This window comes from Curtobacterium sp. Csp2 (assembly GCF_013347165.1).
Genome location: NZ_CP054593.1, coordinates 1,386,525 through 1,410,214, shown reverse-complemented (window position 1 = coordinate 1,410,214; position 23,690 = coordinate 1,386,525). Strand labels below are relative to the sequence as shown.

The following is a 23,690-nucleotide window of genomic DNA, read 5'->3' as shown; positions in this document are numbered from 1 at the left end:
ATGTTACCGCCGATCACCGACACTCGGTGTCCCCCGAACGCGGAAGCGCACTCGCGTCAGAACAAGGTCGGCCCGGACGCCGCACCGACGCTGGCTGTCCGATGCCCCCAGCCGGGGTCCGCGCGCTGCAGCGGCGACACCGACGGACGCGACTGCTCGTCGAGCGGCGAGGCCGTGCGCCCGGTCGGGATCGTGCGCAGCCGTTCCTCGCGGTCGCGGAACCCCATCGAGCCGGTCGCCGGGTCGACCCGACCGACCGCGACCCCGTGGGCGCGCAGGATGGGACGGACCCGCTCCGCGAGCCACCGGCGGTAGTCCTTCGGGGCGTACGTGTTGTCGAGGTACATCGACCGGTACCGCGCGACCAGGTCCGGGCGGGTCTGCTGCAGCCACGCGAACCACCACGGCTTGACCCCAGGCCGCAGGTGCAACGCCGAGTACATGACGCTCGTCGCACCAGCCGCGGCCGCCCGCCCGATCGCGTCGTCGAGGTGTGCCCGGGTGTCGGTGATGAACGGCAGCACGGGCATCAGGAACACCGAGCAGTCGAGGCCCGCGTCCCGGATCGCCCGGACGGTCGCCAACCGTGCCGCCGTCGTCGGGGTGCCCGGCTCGACCTGCTGCTGCAGCGCGTCGTCGTACACCGCGATCGACATCGCCAGGTCGATCGGTACCTGCTGTGCGGCCTCGGCCAGCAGGGGCAGGTCACGTCGGAGCAGCGTGCCCTTCGTCAGGATGCTGAACGGCGTCCCGGACTCGGCGAGGGCACGGATCACGCCCGGCATCAGTCGGTACTTGCCCTCGGCGCGCTGGTACGGGTCGGTGTTCGTGCCGAGGGCGACCGGGTGCCCCTGCCAGCTCGGTCGGCGGAGCTCGCGGCGGAGCACGTCGGCGACGTTGGTCTTCACGACGATCTGCTGGTCGAAGTCCGCGCCGCCGTCGAACTCCAGGTACGTGTGCGTCGGCCGGGCGAAGCAGTACACGCACGCGTGGCTGCACCCGCGGTACGGATTGATCGTCCAGCCGTAGGTACCGGCACCGTCGGCACTGGGCACACGGTTCAGGGCACTCTTCGCCAGGACCTCGTGGAAGGTGACCCCCGCGAACTCCGGCGTCGTGACGCTCCGAACGAGCCCGCTGTTCGACGCGAGCCCCGGGAGCGCGTCGGTCCGCTCCGCGTCGATCGCCTGTCCACTCCACCGCATGCCGCCATTCGAACACACGTTCGAACGGCGGTCAAGCCGGGCGAGCCCGGGTCAGTGGTGCAGCCCGAGCACCTTCGCGGTCCGCGCGAGGGTCTCGTCCGCGAGCGCCGGGTCGGAGCCGAGGTCCGTGCCGTACGTCGGCACCATCTCGCGCACCGTCGGCTCCCAGCCTGCCCAGCGGTCCGGGAAGCACCGCTGCAGCATGGACAGCATGATCGGCACCGCGGTGGACGCCCCGGGGCTCGCACCGAGCAGACCCGCGATCGACCCGTCGGCCGACGTGATGACCTCGGTCCCGAACTGCAGCACGCCACCCTTCTCGCGGTCGGGCTTGATCACCTGGACACGCTGCCCGGCGGTGATCCGGTGCCAGTTGTCCGGCTCGGCCGTCGGCATGAACTCGCGGAGGGCGTCGAACTTCGTCTGCTTCGACGCGAGCAGCTGCCCGACGAGGTAGCGGACGAGGTCGAAGTTGGAGAACGCGACGCTGAGCATCGGACGCAGGTTGTGCGGTCGGATCGAGCGGAACAGGTCGAGCACGGAGCCCTGCTTGAGGAACTTCGGGCTGAACCCGGCGTACGGGCCGAACATGAGCGACGCCTTGCCGTCGACGATGCGGGTGTCGAGGTGCGGGACGGACATCGGCGGAGCGCCGACACTCGCCTTGCCGTACACCTTCGCCGCGTGCTTCTGCACGACCTCGGGCTCGTCGGTCCGGAGGAACTCGCCGGACACCGGGAACCCGCCGTACCCGCGGATCTCCGGGATGCCGGACCTCTGCAGCAGGTGGAGTGCTCCGCCGCCCGCGCCGACGAAGACGAACTTCGCCGCGATGCGTTGCGTGGAGCGACCGATCTCGTTGCGGACGTCGAGGACCCAGCCCTCGGACACCGTCGAGCGGGTGATCTTCCGGACCTGGTGCGACGGCTCGAACTCGACGCCGGCGATCTCGAGCTCGTCGAAGAGCTGGCGCGTCAGCGACCCGAAGTCGACGTCGGAGCCCGCGGCCGAGTACGTCGCCGCGATCGGCTGGTCCTTCTTGCGCCCCGGGATGAGCGCGGGTGCCCACTGCCGGATCTGCGCGGGGTCGTCCGAGAACTCGATGCCCGCGAAGAGCGGGTGGTCCTTGAGCGCCTCCCAGCGCTTCCGCATGTACTCGACGTTGTCAGCACCCCAGACGAACGAGATGTGCGGCGTCGGGTTGATGAAGTTCGAGGGCTCCGGCAGCGCACCGGTCTCGACGAGGTGGGCCCAGAACTGCCGTGACACCTGGAACTGCTCGTTGACCGTGACGGCCTTCGCGATCTCGACCCGTCCGTCGGGCAGCTCGGGCGTGTAGTTCAGCTCGCAGAGCGCCGAGTGCCCGGTGCCCGCGTTGTTCCACGGGTTCGAGGACTCCTGCGCGACCGATCCGAGCCGCTCGTACACGCGGATGCGCCACGTGGGCTCGAGCCGGTGGATGATCGCGCCGAGCGTGGCGCTCATGATCCCTCCCCCGACCAGGACGACGTCGATGGGGTCCACCTGCTTCACTGCCACCCGTCGATCCTACCGGCGTGCGGCCGGGTGCGAGCCGACCGACAGACGGACGGGAGGCACGTGGCGAACCCGCCACGTGCCTCCCGTCCGTCTTCTGGTCCCTCCCCGGCCGCTACGCGGCGACGGTGCGGCTGGCGACGATCGTCTCGGCGATCTGCACCGCGTTGAGCGCGGCGCCCTTCCGCAGGTTGTCGTTGCTCACGAAGAGCGCGAGGCCGTGACCGGCGGGCGCGGACTGGTCGGCCCGGATCCGGCCGACGAACGACGGGTCCTGCCCGGCGGCCTGCAGCGGCGTCGGCACGTCGGCGAGCTCGACGCCGGGCGCCTCGGCGAGGATCGCCGTCGCGCGCTCGGGCGAGAGCGGACGGTCGAACTCGGCGTGCACCGAGATCGAGTGCCCGGTGAAGACCGGGACGCGCACGCAGGTGCCGGCGACGAGCAGGTCGGGCAGCTCGAGGATCTTCCGGCTCTCGTTGCGGAGCTTCTTCTCCTCGTCGGTCTCACCCTCGCCGTCCTCGACGATCGAGCCGGCGAGCGGCACGACGTCGAACGCGATGGGACGCACGTACTTGACCGGCTCCGGGAAGGTCACGGCCGAGCCGTCGTGGGTCAGCGCCACGGCGTCCTGCTCGAGGGCGGCCTTGGCCTGGCCGAGCAGTTCCTCGACCCCGGCGAGCCCGGACCCGGACACGGCCTGGTACGTCGTGGCCACGAGTCGGCGGAGACCGGACTCGGTGTCCAGGACCTTGAGCACGGGCATGATCGCCATCGTCGTGCAGTTCGGGTTCGCGATGATGCCCTTCGGCGCCTGGTCGATGGCGTGCGGGTTCACCTCGCTCACCACGAGCGGGACGTCCGGGTCCATCCGCCAGGCGCTGGAGTTGTCGACGACGACGGCTCCCGCAGCGGCGAACTTCGGCGCGAGGGCGCGCGAGGCGGTGGCACCCGCCGAGAACAGCGCGATGTCGATGCCGGACGGGTCGGCGGTCTCGGAGTCCTCGACGACGATCTCCTCGCCGCGGAACGGCAGCGTGGTGCCGGCGGACCGGGCGCTCGCGAAGAACCGGACGCGGTCGGCCGGGAACGCGCGCTCCTCGAGGAGGCGACGCATCACGGCGCCGACCTGACCGGTGGCGCCGACGACGGCGACGGTGGTGCTCATGTGGTGCTCCTGCTCGTTCGCGGGACCGCGGTCAGCGGCCCGTGCCGGCGTAGACGACGGCTTCCTGGTCGGCGTCGAGGCCGAACGCCGCGTGCACGACGCGCATCGCCTCGTTCAGGGTGTCGGCACGGGTGACGACCGAGATGCGGATCTCCGAGGTCGAGATCATCTCGATGTTGATCGACGCCTCGTGCAGGGCGCGGAAGAGCGCGGCGGAGACGCCGGCGTTCGTGCGCATGCCCGCACCGACGAGGGCGAGCTTGCCGATCTGGTCGTCGTACTGGATGCCCTCGTAGCCGATGTCGGCCTTCGCGACCTCGAGCGCCGTGAGTACGCCCTGGCCCTGGTCCTTCGGCAGCGTGAAGGAGATGTCCGTGCGGCCGGTGACGGCCTCGGACACGTTCTGCACGATCATGTCGATGTTCGCGCCGGCACGGGCCACGATCGTGAAGATCTCGGCGGCCTTGCCCGGGGTGTCGGGCACGCCGACGACGGTGATCTTGCCCTCGGAGAGGTCTCCGGCGATCCCGGTGATGATCGGTTCTTCCACGGTTTCCCCCTCTGCAGGGTTGTAGACGATGGTTCCCTCGGCGTTGCTGAAGGAGGAGCGGACGTGCAGGGTGACGCCGTGCCGACGGGCGTACTCGACGGCACGGATGTACAGGACCTTGGCGCCGGAGGCCGCGAGCTCGAGCATCTCCTCGCTCGTGATCCGGTCGACCTTCTTGGCCTTCGGGACCACGCGCGGGTCGGCGGTGAAGATGCCGTCGACGTCGGTGTAGATCTCGCAGACGTCGGCGTCGAGCGCGGCGGCGAGGGCGACGGCCGTGGTGTCGGAGCCGCCGCGACCGAGCGTGGTGATCTCGCCGGTCGTGCGGTTGAAGCCCTGGAAGCCCGCGACGATCGCGACGTGGCCGGCGTCGAGCGCCTCGCGCACGCGCTTCGGGGTGACGTCGACGATGCGGGCCTTGCCGTGCTGGGCGTCGGTGAGCATGCCCGCCTGGCTACCGGTGTAGGACGAGGCTTCGACGCCCAGGCTCTTGATCGCCATCGCGAGCAGGGCCATCGAGATGCGCTCCCCCGCCGTGAGCAGCATGTCGAGCTCACGACCAGCCGGGATGGGCGTCACCGAGTGCGCGAGGTCGACGAGCTCGTCGGTGGTGTCGCCCATCGCCGAGACCGCGACGACGACGTCGTTGCCGGCCTTCTTCGTCTGGACGATCCGCTTCGCCACGCGCTTGATGCTCTCGGCGTCCGCGACGGACGATCCACCGAACTTCTGCACGATCAAGGCCACTGCTTGGTACTCCCGGGGACGACGGATCCGCGATGTGACGCGGTTCGACAATGGTAGAGGGTGTTCCGCGGATGTTGCGTCGGAACGGGGTGGGACGCAAGGATCCTGCGTGCTGCTGGGCGTGAGGAGCCGCGCGGCGGGTGCGTGCCGGCCGGTGGCGTCGTGCTCAGCCGCCGACCAGGCGACGACCCTCGAAGGCCCGTCCGAGTGTGACCTCGTCGGCGTACTCCAGGTCGCCGCCCACGGGCAGACCGGACGCGAGTCGCGTCGTCCGGATGCCCATCGGGACGAGCAGACGACTCAGGTACGTCGCCGTCGCCTCGCCCTCGAGGTTCGGGTCGGTCGCGATGATGACCTCGTCCACCGTGCCGTCGGCCAGGCGCGTCATGAGCTGCTGGATGCGCAGGTCGTCCGGACCGACACCGTCGATCGGGCTGATCGCACCGCCGAGCACGTGGTAGAGCCCGCGGAACTCGCGCGTCCGTTCGATCGCGGCGACGTCCTTCGCCTCTTCCACCACACAGATCACGGTCGGCGAACGACGGGGGTCGCGGCAGATGCTGCAGCGCTCGGACTCGGTCACGTTGCCGCAGACCTCGCAGAAGCGGACCTTCTCCTTGACGTCGGCCAGGAGCTCCGCCAGGCGGCTCGGGTCGAACGACTCGGTCTGCAGGATGTGGAACGCGATCCGCTGCGCGGACTTCGGGCCGATGCCGGGCAGGCGACCGAACTCGTCGATCAGGTCCTGGACGATGCCGTCGTACATCAGGCGCCTTCCTCGTGCAGGGCGGTCTCCTCGATGAACTGGGCACCGAGGATCTCACGGACGACGGCCTCGCCGTAGCGTCCCGCGACGGGGGCGCGACGGGCCGGAGGTGTGGTGGTCGGCTGCGGCCGGGCGGCCTGCTGTCGGGGTGCGGCCTGCTGCTGGGCGGCGCCCTGCTGTCGGGCAGCGCCCTGCTGCTGGCCGGACGCCGCTGCGGGCGGTGTCGGCGCCGCGGCCGGCACTCCGGTGCCCGGGTCGGGGAACGGGGCGCCGTCGTCGTACGGCTCGTCGTCGAGGGGGTAGTCGTCGACGGGCACGTCGGACCGGGTCGCCGTGGTGTCGGGCGCAGCGGGTGCGGACGCCGACGTCTCGGCTGCCGCCGGTGCGGCGGCCGGGGCGGACTCGGCACGCGGGCGCGGCGTCGCGGAGGCGCCTCCGCCGAGCGCCGAGGCTGGACGCAGCTGCGCAGCGAGCGCTGCGTCGGCGGCGGGGTCGCCGACGACCGGGACGGGGGTGACGGGCTCGCCGGTGTCCGTCGTGCCGAAGGGCGCCGACCAGCTCGGTTCCGCTCGTCCGGCCGGGGCGGCGGGTGCGGGCGTCGGGTCAGCCGCTGGGATGGTGGCAACCGCCCAGTCGGTGACCGGGCTGCTGGACGCCGGTGCCGGTGTCGCCGCGGGCTGAGGCGCGGGAGTCGGTGCCGCGGGAGCCTGGGGCGCCTGCTGCTGCACCGGAGCCTGCGGCGCCTGGGCCCGCGGCGCCGCGACCTCGGGCTCGGGCTTCGGCTCGGGGGCACGACGCTCCGGCGCCGCCGCCTGCTGCGCCTGCTGCGGGGCCTGCTGCGCCTGCTGCGGGGCCTGCTGCTGCCGGATCTGCTGCTGCGGAGCCCGCTGCTGACCGTTCGGCTGCTGCTGCTGGTGCTGCCCGGGCCCGCGGGCGACGAACTTCACCCGGAGTCCGAGGACGTCGATGATCGCCGAGCGGAGGAGCTCACTGACGCTCGTCGCGGGATCGGACATCTCCTTGAAGGACGCCACGTCCTGCTGGCTCGGGAACGTCAGGGTGAGCACGTCCTCACGCAGGGCCGTGACCTGCGCCGTGACGACCACGGACCACGCCGACCGACGGGCCTTCTGCACGTGCTCGACGACCTGCGGCCAGGCGTCGCGGAGCTGCTGGAAGCCCACGGCCGCGATGGGACGGACCACGGGCTCGTCGCCGACCGCCGTGCCCTGCCCGGTCGACGAGGCGTTGGCCGTGCCGGACGGAGCGGACGGAGCGGACGGGGCGGCCGGGACATCCGTCGACGGGCGCTCGGCGTGCGGCTGCTGCGCGGGCTGCGGGGTGCTCGGTGCGACCGCTCCCCACGCTGCGGCGGCGTCACGCACGGCGTCCCCGGGGGCGGCAGATCCGTTGCCGGACGACGGCTCACCGGTCGAGCGCGGGCTCGCTGCAGGAGCCGCCGACTGCGCGGGCGCAGCGGTCGACGCAGGCGAACCGGTCGACGCGGGCGCCGGAGCTGCGGTGCGCTGCGGAGCGGCAGGCGGCGCCGTCCGGGTCGGAGCGGCAGGAGCCGCGTCCGCCGTCGGACCGCCCTGGTGTCCACCCGCGTCGCCGACACCGACACGGCGCTCGAGCCGCTCCACACGGGCGAGGGCCCCGCGCTGGGTGTCGTCGGCCTCGGGCACGAGCATGCGCGCCGTCATCAGCTCGAGGTGCAGCCGCGGTGAGGTCGCACCGGTCATGTCCGTCAGGGCGCGGTTCGCGATGTCCGCCGCCCGGGACAGCGCCGTTGCCCCGAACACCCCGGCCTGGCGGGTCATGGTGTCGAGTTCCTCGGGCGAGATGCCGCGCAGGACCGCCGCCGCGCTCTCGTTCGTGGCGGCGACGACGATCAGGTCACGGAGCCGCTCGAGCAGGTCCTCGACGAAGCGTCGCGGGTCCTGACCGGTCTGCACGACGCGGTCGATGGCCGCGAACGCCGATGCCGGGTCCGCGACGGCGAGCGCGTCGACCACGTCGTCGAGCAGTGCCGCGTCGGTGTAGCCGAGCAGGGCGACGGCACGCTCGTACGCGATGGCGCCGTCCTCGCTCCCCGCCATGAGCTGGTCGAGCAGCGACAGGGTGTCACGCACCGATCCGCCACCGGCCCGGACCACCAGGGGCAGGACGCCCGGCGCGACCGACACGGACTCCTGCGCGCAGAGCTGCTCGACGTACTCGAGCATCGTGGCCGGCGGCACGAGACGGAACGGGTAGTGGTGGGTCCGCGACCGGATGGTGCCGATGACCTTCTCGGGCTCGGTCGTCGCGAAGATGAACTTGACGTGCTCCGGGGGCTCCTCGACCAGCTTGAGCAGCGCGTTGAAGCCCTGCGGCGTCACCATGTGCGCCTCGTCCAGGATGAAGATCTTGAAGCGGTCACGCGCCGGCGCGAAGACGGCGCGGTCGCGCAGGTCGCGGGCGTCGTCGACACCGTTGTGGCTCGCCGCGTCGATCTCGATCACGTCGAGGGAACCGCTGCCCCCGCGGGCGAGCTCGACGCAGCTCGGGCAGACACCGCACGGGGTGTCCGTCGGGCCCTCGGCGCAGTTGAGGCAGCGCGCGAGGATGCGGGCCGAGGTCGTCTTGCCGCAGCCGCGTGGCCCGCTGAACAGGTACGCGTGGTTGACACGGTTCGTCCGGAGCGCGGTCCGCAGCGGGTCGGTGACCTGCGACTGCCCGATCAGCTCGGCGAAGTTCTCGGGCCGGTAACGGCGATACAGGGCGGTGACCACGGACCAAGGGTAGCCGGGACGGCCGACACCACCAGCCGTCGCACCGAGGCTGTGGACGGGGCCGTCCGAGAGCCCTCCGGGAACGAAGAAGACTCCTCACGCACCCGCCAGAGCCCGGTTACCCTTGCTGCGTTTCCGCCCTGGGGGAGTTGGCCTGGATGGCGTCACGTGAGGAGCCTCCGGAAGTCTACCGGACGCGACGGGCAGTATCGGACACATGAAGATCGCCATCGCCGGAGGACACGGACAGATCGCCCTGCTCCTCGCCCGCCTCGTCACCGACGCCGGCCACGACGCCGTCGCCGTCATCAGGAACCCCGCGCACCGCGCCGACGTGGAGCAGCAGGGTGCCACCGCGCTGGTCGTGGACCTGGAGCAGGTCGACGACGACGAACTCGCCCTGCGCCTGCGCGGGGTCGACGCGGTGGTGTTCGCGGCCGGTGCCGGCCCGAACAGCGGTGCGGAGCGGAAGGAGACCGTCGACCGGGACGCAGCACTGCTCCTGGCCGACGCCGCCGAGCGGATGGGCATCGACCGCTACGTGATGATCTCGGCGATGGCGGCCGACTCGTACGACCCGGAGCGCGCGGTCGTGCCCGCCCGCTCCGAGGACGACGTCTTCCAGGTGTACCTGCGCGCGAAGTCCGAGGCGGACGCGAACATCCGCGCGCGGAACCTGCGCTGGACGATCGTCCGTCCGGGTGCGCTCCTCGACACACCGCCGCAGGGCACGATCGCCGTCGGGCGCACGGTGCCGCGCGGGTCGATCCCCCGTGCGGACGTCGCCGCGGTCGTGCTGCACGCGCTCCTCGACGACTCTGCGGTCGGCGTGCAGTTCGAGGTGACGAGCGGCAACACACCGATCCCCGCCGCCCTGCACGCCCTCGGCTGACCCGATCCGCACGAACGAGACGCCCCCGCGCTGCTTCGACGCCCCTGAACCGCCGAGACGCCCCCGGATCCGGGGGCGTCTCGCGCGTTCGGGGGCGTCTCGCGCGCGACCGCCGCGAGCTACAGCGCGACCGCAGCCGACTGCCGGGCGATCTCGAGCTCCTCGTTCGTCGGGATGACGAGCACCGCGACACGCGACGCGTCCGTGGAGATGCGCCGTGCCTCCCGTGAGGCCAACTCGTTCCGGTCCGCGTCGACCTCGATGCCCAGGTGCTCGAGCCCCGCGAGCACGCGCCGGCGCAGCAGCGCGTTGTTCTCCCCGACGCCCGCGGTGAAGACCACGGCGTCCAGCCCACCGAGCTGCGCCGTGTAGGCCCCCACGTACCGGCGGATCCGGTGCCGGTACACGGCGAGCGCCGCCTCGGCGGTCTCGTCGCCGCGCGACGCCGCGTCCTGCACGTCCCGCATGTCCCCGTTGCCGGTGAGCCCGAGCAGGCCCGACTGCTTGTTGAGCATCGTGTCGAGCTCGTCGAAGTCGAGTCCGGCCTCGCGGTGCAGGTGCAGCAGGACGGCGGGGTCGAGGTCGCCGGAGCGGGTCCCCATCACCAGGCCCTCGAGCGGGGTCAGGCCCATCGAGGTCTCGATCGAGCGACCGCCGTCGATCGCCGCGGCCGAGGCCCCGTTGCCGAGGTGCAGCACGATGGTCTTCAACTCGGACAGCGGGCGGTCGAGGAACGCGGCGGCCTGCTCGGAGACGTACTTGTGGCTCGTGCCGTGCATGCCGTAGCGCCGGATCTGGTGCTTCTCGGCGAGGTCGGCCGGGATCGCGTACGTGTACGCGTGCGGCGGCATCGTCTGGTGGAACGCGGTGTCGAACACGGCGACGTGCGGGACGTCGGCGAAGACCTGCTTCGCGGCCCGGATCCCCTCGAGGTTCGCCGGGTTGTGCAGCGGCGCGAGGCTGTTCAGCGCCTCGATCTGCTCCTCGACCTCGTCCGTCACGACCGTCGCCCGGTCGAACGTGGTCCCGCCGTGCACCACGCGGTGGCCGACGACCGCCGGCGGGTGCTCGTCGAACGAGGGTCCGACCTTCGCGAACGCGTCGAGCATGGCCTGGAAGCCCGCCGCGTGGTCCGGGACGTCGGCGGCGTCGTTCGAGGACGACTCCCCCGTCACCGCGTTCGTGTGCTTCCACGCGCCGGCGGACTCGCCGATGCGCTCCACCAGCCCGGAGGCGAGCGTGCGCTCGCCCTCGAGCTCGATGAGCTGGTACTTGAACGAACTCGAACCGGAGTTCACGACGAGGGCTGCGGTCACTGGGGTGGTGCCTTTCTCGGGACGGACTGGAGGCGCGGTGCGGGTCGGTCGGTCAGGCCGCGTCGGTCGCGGTGCCGGCCTGGATCGCGGTGATCGCGACGGTGTTCACGATGTCGCCGACGAGGGCGCCCCGCGACAGGTCGTTGATCGGCTTGCGCAGGCCCTGGAGCACCGGACCGATGGCCACGGCACCCGCCGAGCGCTGCACGGCCTTGTAGGTGTTGTTGCCGGTGTTCAGGTCCGGGAAGACGAACACCGTCGCCCGGCCGGCGACCGGCGAGTCCGGCATCTTCGTGCTCGCGACGGTCGGGTCGGCGGCGGCGTCGTACTGGATGGGGCCCTCGACGAGCAGGTCCGGGCGACGCTCCCGCACGAAGGCGGTGCCCGCGCGGACCTTGTCGACGTCCGCCCCGGTGCCGCTGTCCCCGGTCGAGTAGCTGAGCATCGCCACGCGCGGGTCGATCCCGAACTGCGCCGCGGTCTCGGCCGACGAGATCGCGATGTCGGCGAGCTGCTCGCTCGTCGGGTCCGGGATCACCGCGCAGTCGCCGTACACGAGCACGCGGTCGGCCAGCGCCATGAGGAAGACGCTCGACACGATCGACGTGTCCGGCCGGGTCTTGATGATCTCGAAGGACGGCCGGATGGTGTGCGCCGTGGTGTGCTTCGCGCCGGACACCATGCCGTCGGCCAACCCGAGCTGCACCATGAGCGTGCCGAAGTACGAGACGTCCGTGACGGTGTCGCGGGCGAGCTCGATCGACATGCCCTTGTGCGCCCGCAGCCGGGTGTACTCCTCGGCGAAGCGCTCGCGGAGCTCGGGGTCGAACGGACTGATGAGCTGCGCACCCTCGAGGTCGAGCCCGAGCTCGGTCGCGCGGGCACGGATCGCGGCGGGTTCGCCGAGGATCGTCAGTGAGCAGACCTGACGCTGCAGCAGCGTGGACGCGGCGTGCAGGATGCGGTCGTCGTCGCCCTCGGGCAGGACGATCCGCTTGCCGTAGCCGCGGGCCCGGTCGAGCAGGCCGTGCTCGAACATGAGCGGCGTCACGACGCCGGACGGCGTGAGCTGCAGCCGGTCGCGCAGGGCGTCGGCGTCGACGTGCTGCTCGAAGAGCGCGAGCGCGAGGTCGGCCTTCCGCGGGGAGTCCGCCGCGAGCCGCCCGCGGGTGTGGGTGATCCGGAGCGCGGTGTCGTACGTGCCGAGGTCGTTCCGGGCGATCGGCAGCGAGCTCGACAGGCCCTCGAGCAGGCGGGTGATCTGCGGCGAGGTCTCGAACCCGCCGTTCAGGATGACACCGGCCAGGCTCGGGAAGGTCTCGGACTGGTTCGCGAGCACCGTGGCGAGCAGCACGTCGCTGCGGTCCCCCGGCACGACCACGATCCCGCCCTCGATGAGCCGGGGCAGCACGTTCTCCATGCTCATGCCGGCGACGACGGTGCCCAGGGCCTCGCGGTCGAGCAGTGCCTCGTCCCCGCGGACGAGCGTCGCGCCGGTCGCCTGCAGCAGGGCCCGGACGGTCGGTGCGACGAGCACTCGGTCCTCGGGGATGGCCCAGACGGGCGTGTCCGGGTGGTCGTCGCGCACCGCGTGCTCGACGCTCGCGACGATCGCCGCGAGCGCGTCCGGGTCGGCACGGTTCACCACCACGCCGAGGAGCTGGGCGTGTGCCGCGCGGAGCTCGCTCGTCGTGACGTCGGCGACCTGCGCCATCGCCTCGGCCGTGCGCGCCCCCCGCTCGGCGGAGTCGCGGCCGCCGAGCACGAGCAGCACGGGCGCCCCGAGGTTCGCCGCGACCTTCGCGTTGAAGGACAGCTCCGTCGGGCTGCCCACGTCGGTGTAGTCGGACCCGAGGACCACGACCGCGTCGCACTGCCGCTCGACCTGCGCGAAGCGGGACAGGATCGTGCCGAGCGCGGCCTCGGGGTCCGCGTGGACGTCGTCGTATGTGACGCCGACGGCTTCGTCGTAGGAGAGCCCGACGGCGGTGTGCTGCAGGAGCAGCTCGAGCACGTAGTCGGGCTCGGCGACCGACCGGGCGACGGGTCGGAACACGCCGACGCGACCGACGGATCGGGCGAGGGTCTCGAGGACACCGAGGGCCACGGTGCTCTTGCCGGTGTGCCCCTCTGCTGACGTGATGTAGATGCGGGTCGACACACCTCCAGGGTAGTCGCGCGCTCGACGGGCCCTCTGGGAGCCGGCGGGGCTGTGGAGGCTCGTGGTCATCCACACCCTCGGGAACCTGTACCATGGGGTGTCGTCATCGCGAGATGTCGCCTGGAGAATTCGCCTAGTGGCCTATGGCGCACGCTTGGAAAGCGTGTTGGGTGCAAGCCCTCGGGGGTTCGAATCCCCCATTCTCCGCCAGCAGCTCCGACCAGGGCCGTACCTGTCAGGAGCACGAAGGGCACCCGCCGAGCGGGTGCCCTTCGTCGTTCCGGTGGCGCCCGTCGACGCCCGTGTCCCCCGTCAGGCCGACCATCGTGCCCCCCGTCCGCAACGGGGTGGCCGGAACACGCCGCTGCGCAGTGGAACGCACTGTCCTCCGGCCCCGCCGAGGCCCTAGTCTGTGCTCACGGACGACCCCGGGACGGGTCGGACACGGTGCAACCGGGCGGCAGGGGCGTCGCTCGACGGGCGTGCGGTCGACGCTGCCCGCGCACCCGAGGGCGAGGAGACCCACGTGGGGGACGCGACGGTACCGGCGACGGGACGACTGCGCGCGCCGGTGTTCGACACGGTGCTCCGGCCCCGTCGCGCACTGGTCCGCTCCACCGCCCTGAGCGTCGTCTGCTCCGCCGTCCCACTCGTCGTCGCGCTCGTCTGGGTCACCCTCCCGATGCGCTGGTGGTCGCTCGTGGCCGGCTTCGTCCTGCTCCTCGCCGTCCTGGCCGGCGTGCTGTTCGTGCGGCTCGGCTCGGCGTTCCTCGGGATCGACGAGGACGACGTCGTGCTGCACGGCGTGGTCACCGCGAACCGACGCATCCCGCGGGCCCGGGTGCACCACCTCGTCCTCGTCACGACGCAGCGCGGGACGGCCGACCGCCCGGTCCGGACGCTCCTGGCGTTCGACGCCGACGGCGAGCACCTGTTCCGCATGCGCGGCGACGTCTGGGGCGACGCGGCGCTCGAGCGAGTGGTCGACGTGCTCGACGTCCGGGTGGACCGCGAAGGCCGCGTCCTGCCGGCGCGCGAGGTCGCCCGCCGCTGGCCGTCGAGCCGCGCCTGGTACGAGCGTCGTGCCGGGATCGCGGTCGCAGGCGGCGCAGCGGCGCTCATCGTCGTCGGGGTCCTCGCCGTCGAGACGATCGGGCTCCTCGCCCGCTGACCGTCCGCGCCGCCCGAGCACGCTGACCGACCGCTTCGCCGAAGCTCGCCGACCGGCCGCGCCGTCCCTCAGCGCCGGCGTCGCAGGGTCGAGAAGATCCCCTTCACGACCTCCTTGGCGATGGTCCCGCCGAGCCCCGGACCGAGCAGGTCCGACAGCGGGTCCCCCGACCGCCGCGAGGTCGACGTCCGCGACGACCGTGACGAACGCCCGCTCCGCCGCGACTCGGCCGCCCGCTCCGCGCGCTCGAACTCCCGCTGCGTGCGCTCGTACTCCTGCTGCGCGGTCCGACGCTCCCGCTCGTCCTGCTTCGCCCGTGCCGCCGCCTCCTTCGCGGCTGCCGCGGCGGCCCGCGCCGCCTCCTTCTCGGCCTCGGCCTGCGCGGACGCGGCGTGCTCCGCCGCCTCCGCCGCGGCGGCCTCGGCGGCCGCGGCCTCCATCCGGCGCGCGAGGATCTCGTGCGCCGAGTCGGGGTCGACGCGGGTGCCGTACCGGGCGAGGAGCGGGGACGAGGTGACCCGGGCCTCCAGGTCGGCCCCCGGCAGGGGCTCCATGGAACCCTGCGGCGCGCGCAGGCGCGTCCACGCGACCGGCGTGGGCGCACCACGCTCGTTCATCACGGTCACGATCGCCTCACCCGTCGCCAGCGAGGTCAGGACCTCGCCGAGGTCGTACTCGCTCGTCGGGTAGGTCGACACCGTGGCGCGGAGAGCCTTCGCGTCGTCGGGCGTGTGCGCGCGGAGCTGGTGCTGGATGCGCGACCCCAGCTGCGCGAGCACGTCGTTCGGGACGTCCTTCGGCGTCTGCGTGACGAAGAACACGCCGACGCCCTTCGAACGGATCAGCCGGACGGTGCGGACGACCTGCTCGGTGAAGTCCTTCGACGCACCCGTGAACAGCAGGTGCGCCTCGTCGAGGAAGAACACGAGCTTCGGCTTGTCCTGGTCGCCGACCTCGGGCAGCTCGTTGAACAGGTCCGCGAGCATCCACATCAGGAACGTCGAGAACAGCTGCGGCTGGTCCTGCACGCCGGGGACCTCGAGCAGGCTCACGATCCCGCGGCCGTCCGGAGCGGTCCGGAGGAACTCGGCGGTGTCGATCTCCGGCTCCCCGAAGAACGCGTCGGCGCCCTGGTCGGCGAACGTGACGAGCTCGCGCAGGATCACGCCGACCGTCTGCTTCGACAGACCGCCGAGGTCCGCGAGCTCGCCCTTGCCCGCGTCGCTCGTCAGGTAGGTGAGGACGCTCCGCAGGTCGGACAGGTCGACGAGCGGCAGCCCGGCCTGCTCGGCGTAGTGGAAGACGAGCCCGAGCGACGACTCCTGCGTCTCGTTGAGACCGAGCACCTTCGCGAGCAGCAGCGGCCCGAACCCGGACACCGTCGCCCGGACCGGGACGCCCGTGCCGACGCCGCCGAGGGCGTAGAACTCGGCCTGGCTGCCGACACCCTGCCACTGCTGACCGATGCCCGCCGTGCGCGCGAGCAGCTTGTCGTTCGGCTGGCCGGGGGTCGCGAGGCCGGACAGGTCGCCCTTGACGTCCGCCGCGAACACCGGCACACCAGCCGCGGCGATCTGCTCGGCGAGGAGCTGCAGGGTGCGGGTCTTGCCCGTGCCGGTGGCACCCGCGACGAGCCCGTGCCGGTTGAGCATGCCGAGCGGGATGCGTACCTGGACGTCCGGCAGCGCCTCGCCGTTGACGAGCGCGCCGAGTTCGAGGGCGGTGCCGCCGACGGCGTACCCGGCACGGACGGCCGCCACGGCGTCCGTGCCGAGCGGTCCGGCGGGTGGCGCGGTGGGCGGCGGGCTCGCCTGGTCGCCGGGTCGGGTGTCGGGCCGGACGGGAGGCTCGGTGCCCGTGCTCGCCGTCGGCTCGGCTACCGGGGCGGCCGGGCCCGACGGCGCGGTGGTCGGCTCGGCAGTCGTCGCTGCCGGCTCGGCGAGCGCCGCTGCCGCGGTCCGGCTCAGCGCTGCGGCGAGCTCCTCGGCCCGCCGTGCGGCCTCGTCGGCGAGCCGACGCGCCTCCTCGGCGGCGGCCTGCGCCGCCGCCGCCGCTGCCCTCGCCTGCTCCACCGCGTCGTCGCTCATGGCCACAGCGTACGGACGCGGACCGACGCCGGTCCGGCCGCACGACGACGGGGAGTGACTAGTGCGTGAGGGAGGGGACCGTGCGGGGACGGACCACGGCCCAGAGCAGGACGATCGCCACCGCCGCCGTGCACGCCATCACGGCCGCCATCGGCGCCGCGGTCTCGATGCCGAGCCAGCCGACGATCGGCGAGATGAGCCCGGCGACACCGAAGTTCAGGGCGCCGAGGAGCGAGGCGGCGGTGCCGGCCTCCTTGCCGTGCGCGGCGAGGCCGATGACCTGGACGAGCGGGAACGAGAAGCCGCACGCCGCGATGAAGAACCAGAGCGGCACGAGCACGCCGACCAGTCCGGCACCGAGCGCGTCGAGCACGATGATCGCGACCGACGCCAGGAACAGGGTCGCGGTCGAGCAGGCGAGGATCCACTGCGGGCCGACACGCTGCGCGATCCGCGAGGAGATCTGCACGCCGACGACGACGCCGATGGAGTTCACCGCGAAGAGCAGTCCGTACTGCTGCGCGTTGAGCCCGTAGACGCCCTGGAACAGGAACGGCGACGAACTGAGGTACGAGAACAGGCCGCTGAACACCATCGCTCCGATGAGCGCGACGCCCACGAAGATCCGGTCGGAGAACAGCGCCTTGTACCGCTGGCCGACGGTGGAGTGACCGGCCTCGTGCCGGCGCTCCTTCGGCAGCGTCTCGACGATGAGCAGGATCGACGCGATCACGACGGCCAGGCCGTAGCAGGCGAGGAACACGAAGATGCCGCGCCAGCTGGTGAAGCGGAGCATCTGCGAGCCGATGAGCGGCGCGAGGATCGGTGCGAGGCCGTTCACCATCGCCAGGCGGGACAGCATGCGCACGAGGGGCTTGCCGCCGAACAGGTCGCGGACGGTGGCCATCGCGACGACACCACCCGCCGCGGCACCCATGCCCTGCAGGACGCGGAACACGGCCAGCAGCTCGATGTCCGGCGCGGTGGCCGCTCCGATGGACGCCGCGATGTGCACCGTGGTGGCGATGATGAGCGGCAGGCGACGACCGACCTTGTCGCTCCACGGGCCGACCAGCAGCTGACCGATCGCGAACCCGAGCGTCGTCGCCGTGAGCGTGAGCTGCACGGCGCCGTCGGAGACCCCGAACTGCTCCTTGAGCGACGGGAACGCCGGCAGGTAGAGGTCGATGGTGAACGGCCCGAGCGCGGTGAGCGCGCCGAGCACGAAGACGTAGACGAGGCGCTGCCCCCGGGTGAGCGAGTCACCGGGGTGGAGCACGACGCGGAGCGAACCAGTGGTGGCGGGCGCGGTCACGAGCGAGCGGTCCTTCGACAGGAGAGACGGGAGAGGGAGGTGATCACGGGCGCCGTGGTTGCCCGGCGCCGGGAGAGCGGGGTCGCACCGGGCGGACCCGGCCGAGTCGAATCGAATCGATTCGCCCACGGAACCATCCTACGGGCTGCGTGAGCGCTCCCGGAACCTCCCGCATCACATCCGTCGCGTCACACCGCGCTCTCCGTCCCGTCCGGGCGGTCGCCGTACGGTAGCGTCGACCGTGCTCGTCGACACCCGGTCGGACCGGGCACCGGACTCGGCGAGAAGGGGGTGGGACCGTGGTCGACGCACGGATCCTGCACACCACCGCAGCCCTGCGCGAGGCGATCCTGCGGCTGGCCGCCGACCGCCCCGTGTCCACGATCACCGTCGCCGACGTCACGCGCGCGGCCGGGATCAACCGTGCGACCTTCTACTCGCACGCGGTCTCCCCCGGGTCGCTGCTCGCCGACGTGCTCACGCCCGAGCTCGACCGCATCCGCGAGGACGACGCCGAGGCCCGCCGGACGGCTGCCGCCCGTGGTGCGAGTGCCGACGAGCTCGCGGCGATCACCCGTCGCGGGATCGACGCGGTCGTCGAGCACGTGGTGTCCCACCGGGACATCTACGCGAAGGGGCTGCCGGACACCGAGGACGCTTCGCTCCACCGGCTCCTCGTCGAGCACTTCACCGTCTCGAGCGCGCAGCACATCCGCGAGCTCCCCACCGAGCGCCCGACCATGCTCGACGACGTCGCGGCCGGGTTCGTCGCGCAGGGGTTCGTCGGCGCGATCGAGGCCTGGCTCGCCGGGCCCCGGCGGTCGCGCAGGTCGCTCGTCGAGACGATCACGCTGTCGTTCCCGTCCTGGTGGCACTGACCACCACGGTCCCGGTCGTCGATCGCTGACCGTCAGTCGCTGACCGTCGGCTTCTCGCCGCGCTGCAGCGACCGCACCACGTCGACCGTGGTGTCGACGAGCGCGTCCTCGTCGTCGTCGCCGGGCACCCGGTAGTCGGCGGACACCCCGTCGCCCCCGGTCCCGCTCGCGGGCAGGGAACCGCCGAGGGACACCACGACCACGCCGGCGTCGTGCGCGGTCTGGAGCACCCCGGTCAGGGCCGAGGCGTCGACCGCGCGGACGAGCACCGCCTTCGCGCCACCCCGGACGAGCGCGTCGACCGCCTCGCGCTGGGCCGCCGCGCCGTCCTGCTCGGGCGCCACCCGGACGTCCGACCGGAACCCCGCCGCGTCGAGCCGGTCGCCCAGAGCCGTGCCGAGCGAGCCGTCCGCGGCGGGCAGGACCACCCCGACCACGGCGTGCCGGTCGAAGCCGCCGTCCGAGCTGGTCAGGTCCGAGCTCTGCACGGGCGTCGGCGCCGCGGTCGTGGGTCCCTGGCAACCGGTCAGGGCGACGAGGGCCGCCCCCACCACGACCGCCACGACGGCCCCGACCCCGATGCGCACGAGCGTCACGCTACCCGCTGGGCATCCGCCGGCGGCGGCACCGGGCCGAGCCGTCGGACCGCCGCGGTGGCGAGCAGCGCTATCACGATCATCGCGAGGAACACGAGCGGGAACGACCACGCGGCGTCCGCTCCCCCGCTGCCGACGAACAGCAACCCGGTGACCGCGAGCCCGACGACGCTGCCCGAGGCGTCCGCGATCGTCAGCGCCGAGCTCGCGAACCCGTCGTCGCCCTCGCCCGAGAAGCGCAGTGTCAGCATCGACGCCCGCGGGTACAGCCCGCCCATGCCGGCGCCGCCGACGAACCAGCCGACGACGAGCACCCACCACGGCAGGTCGAACCAGGCGACCGCGAGCGCCGTGACCAGGCTGACGAGCACCAGGGCGAGCCCGACACCGAACGTCCTGGCGGCCGTCAGGCGTTCCTCGCCGACGCGTCCGTGCACCCAGCTGGCACCGGCCCAGCTCAGGGCGGCGACGGTCAGCGCGAGGCCCGCCGTCGACGCCGACAGACCGTGCCGCGACTGCAGCAGGAACGGCACGTAGGCCTCGCTCCCGAAGAACGCCGCCGCGACGAGCCCTCGCAGGAGCACCACGCTCGGCAGCCCGGGCGCCGCACGGAACGTCCCGGTCGGCAGCAGCGGACGGAGCGCCGCCCACGTGCCGACGACCCCGACGACGACCGCCGCGACGCGCGGCCACGGGCCGAGGTCCGGGGCGACGTTGAGGAGCAGGATCGCGACCGCCGCGCCGACGGACCAGCCGATCCTGGTGCGTTGCCACACCGGTCGGAGCGCGGCGGCCGGGGCGTGCAGCCTCCCGAGGGTCGGCACGAGCAGGGCGAACGACACCACGGCGATGACGAGCGCTCCGGCGAACACCCAGTGCCAGCCCCACGTCTCGGTCACGATGCCCGCGACCGCCGGCCCGACGAGCGCGGGGACGACCCACGCCGCGGCGAACCCGGCGAACACCGGGCCGTGCAGCTCGGCAGGGAAGATCCGCGCGACGAGCACGTAGAGCACGACGTCGATCGCCCCGGCACCGAAGCCCTCGACGAGCCGCCCGACGAGGAACACCTCCATCGTGGGCGCCAGCATCACGACCGCGGTGCCGAGCGCGAAGAGCGCGGCCGAGACCCACGCGACGACGCGACCGCCGGACCGGTCCGTCCAGTTCCCCGCGAGCACCATCCCGGGGACACCCGCGGCGAGGGGTGCCGCGAAGGCGAGCGCGTACAGCGTCTCGCCGTCGAGGTCACGGCTGATCTCCGGCATGACCGTCGTCATCGCCAGGTTCTGGAACGCCGCGACGCCCACGATGGCGATCATGCCGATCGTCGCGAGCGCGTAGCGCCCGCTGAGGATCCCGGTCGTCGTCGCCACGCTGCTCACCCCCGTCACGCTACCGGTGACCTCGGACGGGGCGGACGGGAGGATCGTGGCGGCGTCGCCACGATCCTCCCGTCCGCCCTGCGCGCGCGCCAGCGCGCCGCGACGTCAGCGCGCCAGCGCCTGCAGGACGTCCGCCACCAGGTCGCCGGCGTCCTCGATGCCCACCGACAGACGGACGACGTTCTCCGGCACCGCGAGCTCCGTGCCCTTGACGGACGCGTGTGTCATCTCGCTCGGGTACCCGATGAGCGACTCGACCCCGCCGAGCGACTCGGCGAGCGTGAACACCTCGGTCGACTCGACGAACCGCTTCGCCGCCTCGGGGCCCCCGGTCAGCGCGACCGAGAGCATGCCGCCGAAGCCGCGCATCTGCTTCGCGGCGACGTCGTGTCCGGGGTGGTCGGCGAGGCCAGGGTAGAAGACCCGCTCGACGCCCGGGGCGGACACGAGCGCCTCGGCGACGGCCTGCGCGTTCGTGGAGTGCCGCTCCATCCGCAGCGGCAGCGTCTTGATGCCACGGGTGGTCAGGAAGGCGTCGAACGGCGAGGCGATCGCTCCCGCACCGAACTGCAGGAAGCCGACCTGCTCCGCGAACTCCCGGTCCCGGAGCACGACCGCACCGCCGACGACGTCGGAGTGGCCGCCGAGGTACTTCGTCGTGGAGTACGACACCGCGTCGGCGCCGAGCGCGAGCGGCTGCTGCAGGTACGGCGAGGCGAACGTGTTGTCCACGACGACGAGCGCACCGGCGGCGTGCCCGACCTCGGACAGCAGCGCGATGTCGGCGATCTTCATGAGCGGGTTCGTCGGGGTCTCGACCCACAGGACCGTCTTCGCGGGGGCGCCCTCGAGCGCGGCGCGGACCCGGTCGACGTCGCTCATGTCGACGACGACGAGCTCGACGCCCCACGGCACGTGCAGCCGGTTCACCAGGCGGTGCGTCCCGCCGTAGACGTCGTTGCCCATCACCACGCGGGCGCCGGGCTCCAGGTACGCGCGGAGCAGGGCGTCCTCGGCGGCCAGCCCGGACGCGAACGAGTACGCCGCGACCCCGCCGTCCAGGTCGGCGAGGAGCGTCTGCAGGGCGTCCCGCGTCGGGTTGCCGCCGCGCGAGTACTCGTAGCCGTTCCGCATGTTCCCCACCCCGTCCTGCACGTAGGTGCTCGTGACGTGGATGGGCGGGATCACCGCGCCGGTCGTGGCGTCGGGGTCCTGGCCGGCGTGGACGGCGCGGGTGTCGAACTCGGTCATGCGATCGGGGTTCCTTGCAGCTCGGGGTCGTGGTCGGGGCCGCGTCGGTGCGCGGCCCGGGTCACTCGGACAGGGAGGTCAGCAGGTCGTGCCGGGTCAGCACGGTCACCGGCTTGCCGTCGTCGACGACGAGCAGGGCGTCGACGGACTCGAGCGCCCGCCGGGCCGCGGACAGGGACTCCCCCGTGCCGATGAGCGGGAGCGGGTCCCCGACGAAGTCGGACACTGCGTCCGTCATCGCGGCAGCGCCGGTGAACACCTGCTCGAGCAGGTCCTTCTCGGCGACGGCACCGACGACCTCGCCGATCACGACGGGCGGCTCGGCGCTCAGGACCGGCATCTGCGAGACGCCGTACGTCGCCATGATCTCGACGACGTCCCGCACGGTGTCCGACGGGTGCGCGTGCACGAGGTCCGGCAGACGGCCGTCCTTGCCCGCGACGACGGACCCCACCGTCCGCGCGTCGTCGGTCTCGGCGAAGCCGTACGAGCGCATCCACCGGTCGTTGAAGATCTTGCCGAGGTAGCCCCGGCCGCCGTCCGGCAGGAGCACCACGACGACGTCGTCCTCGGTCAGGTCCTGCGCGGCCCGGAGCGCGGCGACCACGGCCATGCCGCTCGACCCACCCACGAGCAGGCCCTCCTCGCGCGCCAGGCGGCGGGTCATCGCGAACGACTCGGCGTCCGTCACGGCGATGATCTCGTCCGGGATGCCGGCGTCGTACGCGGCTGGCCAGAAGTCCTCGCCGACGCCCTCCACCAGGTAGGGCCGCCCGGTGCCGCCCGAGTAGACCGAGCCCTCCGGGTCCGCACCGACGATCCGGACGCGACCGTCCGAGGCCTCCTTGAGGTACCGGCCGGTGCCGGAGATGGTGCCACCGGTGCCGACGCCGGCGACGAAGTGCGTGATCTGCCCCTCGGTGTCGCGCCAGATCTCGGGACCGGTGGTCTCGTAGTGGCTCCGCGGGCCGTTCGGGTTCGCGTACTGGTTCGGCTTGTAGGCGCCGGGGATCTCCTGCACGAGCCGGTCCGACACGGAGTAGTACGACTCGGGGTGCTCCGGCGGGACCGCGGTGGGCGTGACGACGATCTCGGCGCCGTACGCGGTGAGGACGTTCCGCTTGTCCTCGCCGACCTTGTCCGGCAGGACGAACACGCACCGGTACCCGCGCTGCTGGGCGACGAGCGCCAGCCCGACCCCGGTGTTCCCCGAGGTCGGTTCGACGATCGTCCCGCCGGGCCGCAGGTCGCCGGAGGCCTCGGCCGCGTCGATGATCCGCGTCGCGATGCGGTCCTTCGACGAGCCGCCCGGGTTCAGGTACTCGACCTTGACCAGGACGGTCGCCCGGATGCCCTCGGTGACGCGGTTCAGACGGACGAGCGGGGTGTCGCCGACGAGGTCGACGACGGAGTTCGCGTAACGCACGCGGGCGAGTCTAGGCGGCACCCCCGGGCGACCCGCTGGGATGCGACGCGGGATTGCAGGCGGACCTGGGCCTGGGCCTGCAGGACCTCCTGGACGGACCACGGTCACCACGTGAGGGGTGTGGGATCGGCCGTCCGCTCGGCGCGGCGGGGCGGGCAGGTGGCGGGAGGTGGGCGGAGATCCGGCCTGGAGGCGCGGCTTGTAGGCGCCGGGGATCTCCTGCACGAGCCGGTCCGACACGGAGTAGTACGACTCGGGGTGCTCCGGCGGGACCGCGGTGGGCGTGACGACGATCTCGGCGCCGTACGCGGTGAGGACGTTCCGCTTGTCCTCGCCGACCTTGTCCGGCAGGACGAACACGCACCGGTACCCGCGCTGCTGGGCGACGAGCGCCAGCCCGACCCCGGTGTTCCCCGAGGTCGGTTCGACGATCGTCCCGCCGGGCCGCAGGTCGCCGGAGGCCTCGGCC

The 23,690-nt window shown here is 72.6% G+C and carries 17 protein-coding genes, 1 tRNA gene, 1 other RNA gene and 1 pseudogene; 4 read left to right on the top strand and 16 right to left on the bottom strand.

Annotated features, from left to right (window positions below):
• Window positions 1-56: 56 nt before the first annotated feature.
• From HUN59_RS07065 to ffs, 7 genes are all read right to left on the bottom strand, one after another.
• A complete protein-coding gene (locus tag HUN59_RS07065) occupies window positions 57-1,205 on the bottom strand; it encodes an Rv2578c family radical SAM protein (protein WP_174777953.1) in 1,149 nt (382 codons plus the stop codon).
• Between the two features lie 51 nt (window positions 1,206-1,256).
• Entirely contained in the window at window positions 1,257-2,744 is a 1,488-nt protein-coding gene (locus tag HUN59_RS07060; RefSeq protein ID WP_174777952.1) for a malate:quinone oxidoreductase, read from the bottom strand.
• Window positions 2,745-2,856: 112 nt separating this feature from the next.
• A complete protein-coding gene (locus HUN59_RS07055) occupies window positions 2,857-3,906 on the bottom strand; it encodes an aspartate-semialdehyde dehydrogenase (protein ID WP_174777951.1) in 1,050 nt (349 codons plus the stop codon).
• Between the two features lie 31 nt (window positions 3,907-3,937).
• Entirely contained in the window at window positions 3,938-5,203 is a 1,266-nt protein-coding gene (locus HUN59_RS07050) for an aspartate kinase (RefSeq protein ID WP_058743290.1), read from the bottom strand.
• A gap of 166 nt (window positions 5,204-5,369) precedes the next feature.
• Window positions 5,370-5,969: a recombination mediator RecR gene (gene recR, locus HUN59_RS07045; protein WP_058743291.1), complete on the bottom strand. Its 600-nt coding sequence runs from the start codon at window positions 5,967-5,969 to the stop codon at window positions 5,370-5,372.
• Entirely contained in the window at window positions 5,969-8,743 is a 2,775-nt protein-coding gene (locus HUN59_RS07040; RefSeq protein WP_174777950.1) for a DNA polymerase III subunit gamma and tau, read from the bottom strand. Before HUN59_RS07040 ends, recR begins: the two co-directional genes overlap by 1 nt.
• A gap of 84 nt (window positions 8,744-8,827) precedes the next feature.
• An RNA gene (gene ffs / locus HUN59_RS07035) (signal recognition particle sRNA small type) lies at window positions 8,828-8,924 on the bottom strand.
• A 36-nt stretch (window positions 8,925-8,960) separates the two neighbouring features.
• Here ffs and HUN59_RS07030 point away from each other — a divergent pair.
• Complete coding sequence (locus tag HUN59_RS07030; RefSeq protein ID WP_174777949.1) at window positions 8,961-9,635, top strand: NAD(P)H-binding protein; 675 nt, start codon at window positions 8,961-8,963, stop codon at window positions 9,633-9,635.
• Window positions 9,636-9,754: 119 nt separating this feature from the next.
• Here HUN59_RS07030 and HUN59_RS07025 read toward each other — a convergent pair whose 3' ends face one another.
• On the bottom strand, window positions 9,755-10,951 hold the full coding sequence (locus HUN59_RS07025) for an acetate/propionate family kinase (RefSeq protein ID WP_114849676.1): 1,197 nt from the start codon (window positions 10,949-10,951) through the stop codon (window positions 9,755-9,757).
• A 52-nt stretch (window positions 10,952-11,003) separates the two neighbouring features.
• Window positions 11,004-13,112 carry a phosphate acetyltransferase gene (pta, locus tag HUN59_RS07020; protein ID WP_174777948.1) on the bottom strand — a complete coding sequence of 703 codons (2,109 nt, stop codon included), beginning with the start codon at window positions 13,110-13,112 and terminating at the stop codon, window positions 11,004-11,006.
• A gap of 122 nt (window positions 13,113-13,234) precedes the next feature.
• Here pta and HUN59_RS07015 point away from each other — a divergent pair.
• Window positions 13,235-13,322, top strand: a tRNA-Ser gene (locus tag HUN59_RS07015).
• A 316-nt stretch (window positions 13,323-13,638) separates the two neighbouring features.
• Window positions 13,639-14,283 (top strand): hypothetical protein, encoded by a 645-nt coding sequence (locus tag HUN59_RS07010; protein WP_174777947.1) that lies wholly within the window; start codon window positions 13,639-13,641, stop codon window positions 14,281-14,283.
• Window positions 14,284-14,351: 68 nt separating this feature from the next.
• Here HUN59_RS07010 and HUN59_RS07005 read toward each other — a convergent pair whose 3' ends face one another.
• A complete protein-coding gene (locus HUN59_RS07005) occupies window positions 14,352-16,370 on the bottom strand; it encodes a helicase HerA-like domain-containing protein (protein WP_174777946.1) in 2,019 nt (672 codons plus the stop codon).
• A gap of 58 nt (window positions 16,371-16,428) precedes the next feature.
• Entirely contained in the window at window positions 16,429-17,685 is a 1,257-nt protein-coding gene (locus HUN59_RS07000) for a multidrug effflux MFS transporter (protein ID WP_174777945.1), read from the bottom strand.
• A gap of 299 nt (window positions 17,686-17,984) precedes the next feature.
• Here HUN59_RS07000 and HUN59_RS06995 point away from each other — a divergent pair, with 299 nt between their 5' ends.
• Window positions 17,985-18,563 (top strand): TetR/AcrR family transcriptional regulator, encoded by a 579-nt coding sequence (locus tag HUN59_RS06995; protein ID WP_174777944.1) that lies wholly within the window; start codon window positions 17,985-17,987, stop codon window positions 18,561-18,563.
• A gap of 32 nt (window positions 18,564-18,595) precedes the next feature.
• Here HUN59_RS06995 and HUN59_RS06990 read toward each other — a convergent pair whose 3' ends face one another.
• The 5 genes and pseudogenes from HUN59_RS06990 to HUN59_RS06970 all read right to left on the bottom strand — a co-directional run.
• Window positions 18,596-19,150: a substrate-binding domain-containing protein gene (locus tag HUN59_RS06990; protein WP_174777943.1), complete on the bottom strand. Its 555-nt coding sequence runs from the start codon at window positions 19,148-19,150 to the stop codon at window positions 18,596-18,598.
• A gap of 5 nt (window positions 19,151-19,155) precedes the next feature.
• Window positions 19,156-20,544, bottom strand: coding sequence for an MFS transporter (locus tag HUN59_RS06985; RefSeq protein WP_174777942.1), 1,389 nt, complete (start codon window positions 20,542-20,544; stop codon window positions 19,156-19,158).
• Between the two features lie 105 nt (window positions 20,545-20,649).
• Window positions 20,650-21,795 (bottom strand): cystathionine gamma-synthase, encoded by a 1,146-nt coding sequence (locus HUN59_RS06980; RefSeq protein ID WP_174777941.1) that lies wholly within the window; start codon window positions 21,793-21,795, stop codon window positions 20,650-20,652.
• Window positions 21,796-21,856: 61 nt separating this feature from the next.
• Window positions 21,857-23,221: a cystathionine beta-synthase gene (locus HUN59_RS06975; RefSeq protein WP_174779413.1), complete on the bottom strand. Its 1,365-nt coding sequence runs from the start codon at window positions 23,219-23,221 to the stop codon at window positions 21,857-21,859.
• A gap of 192 nt (window positions 23,222-23,413) precedes the next feature.
• Window positions 23,414-23,690, bottom strand: a pseudogene (locus tag HUN59_RS06970) (pyridoxal-phosphate dependent enzyme); the annotation flags it as partial.

What these genes read in the sequence shown, in the direction of transcription:
- HUN59_RS07065 (WP_174777953.1), bottom strand. Translation starts at nt 1,205, where the DNA reads ATGCGGTGGAGTGGACAGGCGATCGACGCGGAGCGGACCGACGCGCTC.
- HUN59_RS07055 (WP_174777951.1), bottom strand. Translation starts at nt 3,906, where the DNA reads ATGAGCACCACCGTCGCCGTCGTCGGCGCCACCGGTCAGGTCGGCGCC.
- recR (WP_058743291.1), bottom strand. Translation starts at nt 5,969, where the DNA reads ATGTACGACGGCATCGTCCAGGACCTGATCGACGAGTTCGGTCGCCTG.
- HUN59_RS07030 (WP_174777949.1), top strand. Translation starts at nt 8,961, where the DNA reads ATGAAGATCGCCATCGCCGGAGGACACGGACAGATCGCCCTGCTCCTC.
- HUN59_RS07005 (WP_174777946.1), bottom strand. Translation starts at nt 16,370, where the DNA reads ATGAGCGACGACGCGGTGGAGCAGGCGAGGGCAGCGGCGGCGGCGGCG.
- HUN59_RS06980 (WP_174777941.1), bottom strand. Translation starts at nt 21,795, where the DNA reads ATGACCGAGTTCGACACCCGCGCCGTCCACGCCGGCCAGGACCCCGAC.